At 64.2% G+C, this 3,327-nt stretch carries 2 protein-coding genes and 1 pseudogene; all 3 read left to right on the top strand.

Annotation, left to right across the window (positions count from 1 at the left end; all coding sequences use genetic code 11):
- On the top strand, positions 1 to 1,133 hold a 1,133-nt coding region (locus MOV75_RS31890), incomplete at its 5' end, for a deoxyguanosinetriphosphate triphosphohydrolase (protein ID WP_247007306.1).
- Between the two features lie 9 nt (positions 1,134 to 1,142).
- Positions 1,143 to 2,933: an arginine--tRNA ligase gene (gene argS, locus MOV75_RS31885; RefSeq protein WP_246931464.1), complete on the top strand. Its 1,791-nt coding sequence runs from the start codon at positions 1,143 to 1,145 to the stop codon at positions 2,931 to 2,933.
- A gap of 140 nt (positions 2,934 to 3,073) precedes the next feature.
- Positions 3,074 to 3,327 (top strand): annotated as a pseudogene (locus MOV75_RS31880) (SPOR domain-containing protein); the annotation flags it as partial.

The following is a 3,327-nucleotide window of genomic DNA, read 5'->3' as shown; positions in this document are numbered from 1 at the left end:
AGCCGCCGAGCCGGACCCGCAGCCCGTTCCGGCGGGATTGCGACCGGGTGATCCATTCCACCGCGTTCCGCCGGCTAAAGTACAAGACCCAGGTGTTCGTGTTCCACGAGGGCGACCACTACCGCACCCGGCTGACCCATTCGCTGGAGGTGGCCCAGATCGCCCGCGCGCTGGCCCGGCAGCTCGGGCTGGACGAGGACCTCACCGAAACCCTGGCGCTGGCCCATGATCTCGGCCATCCCCCGTTCGGCCATGCCGGCGAGCGGGCGCTGGACGCTTGCCTGAAGGCGTTCGGCGGCTTCGACCACAACGCCCAGACGCTCCGCGTCGTCGCTTCGCTGGAGCACCGCTACCCTGAATTCGACGGGTTGAACCTGACCTGGGAGTCGCTGGAGGGCGTCGTCAAGCACAACGGTCCGCTGACCGACCGCAGCGGTGCGCCGGTCGGGCGCTACCGCGAGCATGGTATTCCCGTCGGAATCGCCGACTACATCAAGACCTACGACCTCGAACTCTGGAGCTTCGCCTCACTGGAGGCTCAGGTCGCGGCCATCGCCGACGACATCGCCTATGACGCCCACGATATCGACGATGGCCTGCGCGCCGGCCTGTTCCATCTCGACGATCTCAAGGTGATGCCGCTCACCGCTGAAATCATCGCCGAGACCTCTGCGCATTATCCTGAGCTCGAAGAGCTCAGGCGCGGCGCTGAATTGGTGCGCGAGTTGATCTCGCATCTGATCGGCGCGGTGTTCGCGGAAGCGCAGAAGAACATCGCCGCGGTCAAGCCGCAGTCGGCCCAGGACGTCCGGCAGCGGAGCAGGGCACTGATCGCGTTCCCGGCCGAGGTCGCCGAGGAAGAGGCGGCGATCAAGAGCTTCCTGTACCAGCACATGTACCGTCACAAGCGGGTGATGCGGGTGATGGGCGAGGCGGAGCAGATCCTGTTCGACCTGTTCGCCAAATACCTGAAGGAGCCGGCCGAGCTGCCGCCGGAATGGCTGCTGGGGGCGGAGGCCGACAACAAGGGCGACCGGGCCCGCCGGATCGGCAATTTCATTGCCGGAATGACCGACCGTTTCGCCCTGACCGAGCACCAGCGGCTTTTTGACTCGACCCCGGATTTGCGTTAGGCGGCGGCCATGCCCCAGACATCCACATCCCTGCATTTGTTCGCCGACGTGCTCGCACGTGTGCACGCCGCCTGCCGTGCGCTGGCCGTGGAAGCCAACTGGCCAGAGGGCATCGATTTCTCCCGCGTGGTGGTCGAGCCGCCGCGCGATGCCACCCATGGCGACATGGCGACCAACGCCGCGATGGTGCTGGCGAAAGAGGCAAAGGCAAAGCCGCGCGATCTCGCCGAGCAGATCGCCGAACGGCTGCGCGCCGACGCATTGATCGCCAAGGTCGACGTCGCCGGTCCCGGCTTCATCAATTTGACGCTCAAGCCGGCCGCCTGGGCGGAGGCACTGCGCACGGTTCTACGCGAGGCCGCTGATTACGGCCGCGTCCGCGGCGGCTCCAAGGTCAATGTCGAGTACGTCTCGGCCAATCCGACCGGGCCGATGCATGTCGGTCATTGCCGCGGCGCCGTGTTCGGCGACGCGCTTTCGAGCCTGCTCCAGTTCGCCGGCCACGACGTCACCCGCGAATATTACATCAACGATGCCGGCGCCCAGGTCGATGTGCTCGCGCGCTCCGCCTTCCTTAGGTATCGCGAGGCGCTCGGCGAGGACATCGGTCCGATCCCCGAGGGCCTTTATCCCGGCGATTATCTCAAGCCAGTCGGCGCAGCCCTGGCGAAAGAGCACGGCGACAAGCTGCTCGCGATGAGCGAGGCCCAGTGGCTGCCGACGGTGCGGGCCAAGGCGATCGCGATGATGATGGACGAGATCAAGGACGATCTCGCCGCCCTCAACATCCGCCACGACGTGTTCTTCTCGGAGCGCTCGCTGATCGAGACCGGCAACAACAAGGTCGCCGAAACGATCGATTTCCTGAAGGCCAAGGGCGATATCTACGAAGGCCGCCTGCCGCCGCCGAAGGGCGCGCCGGTCGAGGATTGGGAAGACCGCGAGCAGCTGCTGTTCAAGGCGACGGCCTACGGCGACGACGTCGATCGTCCGCTGATCAAGTCGGACAATTCCTACACCTACTTCGCCTCCGACATCGCCTACCACAAGAACAAGTTCGATCGCGGCTTCGCCGAGATGATCGACGTCTGGGGCGCCGACCATGGCGGCTACATCAAGCGCATGCAGGCGGCAGTGAAGGCGACGACGTCAGGCAAGGGGGCGCTCGACGTCAAGATCGTCCAGCTCGTCAAGCTGCTGCGCAACGGCGAACCGGTGAAAATGTCCAAGCGGAGCGGGGACTTCGTCACCCTGCGTGAGGTGGTGGATGAAGTCGGCCAGGACGCCGTCCGCTTCATGATGCTCTATCGCAAGAACGACGCCGTGCTCGATTTCGACCTCGCCAAGGTCATGGAACAGTCGCGCGACAACCCGGTGTTCTACGTCCAGTACGGCCATGCCCGCGGCCACTCGATCTTCCGCAACGCGCGAGCTGAGGTGTTCCCGGAACTGCCGGAGGATTCGGGCAAACGGATCGCCTGGCTCAGTGAGTCGCCGGTGGAAAGGTTGTCAGACCCGGTCGAGCTTGAACTTCTCAAGCGCCTCGCAATATATCCGCGCATGCTCGAGGCAGCTGCCGCGGCGCACGAGCCGCACCGAATTGCCTTTTATCTCTATGATTTAGCCAGCGAATTTCATGCACTTTGGACGAAGGGGCGCGATTTGCCCTATTTACGCTTCATTATCAATAATGATGCAGATCTAACGAAGGCGCGGCTGGCCATGGTCCAGGGCGTCGTCTCGGTTCTGGCATCGGGCCTCGCCATCCTCGGCGTCCATGCCCCGAACGAGATGCGGTAGTTTGGGGCGAACTACTTAAGGGAAATTCGGGGGTAACCGGCAGAAGCCGGATCGCTTAGACTTGGTTGAAAGCCTTGTGGGTCGAAAGCCGTGCCTTGGTCGAGGGGCGCGCGGCTTTCCCGAAGGGACGCATCATCACGATGGCCGAACGATATCAGGACAGACCGTTTCCTTCCGATGACTATGGTCGCGGTGGCGACCCGCATGGCAGCAGGACGGAAAGCGATCCCTTGGCTGAACTTGCCCGCTTGATCGGACAGACCGATCCTTTTGCCGCGCAGTCGCGCCCCGGCGCGCGCCCGCCGGCAGCGTCTCCGCCCGCACCGAGTTACCAGGACGACGATCGACAGGACGATTATCAACAGGCCTATGCCGAGCCGGCGCCGCCGGCACC

This window comes from Bradyrhizobium sp. PRIMUS42 (assembly GCF_023006515.1).
GTDB lineage: Bacteria > Pseudomonadota > Alphaproteobacteria > Rhizobiales > Xanthobacteraceae > Bradyrhizobium.
This window is presented reverse-complemented; position numbering and strand designations above follow the sequence as displayed.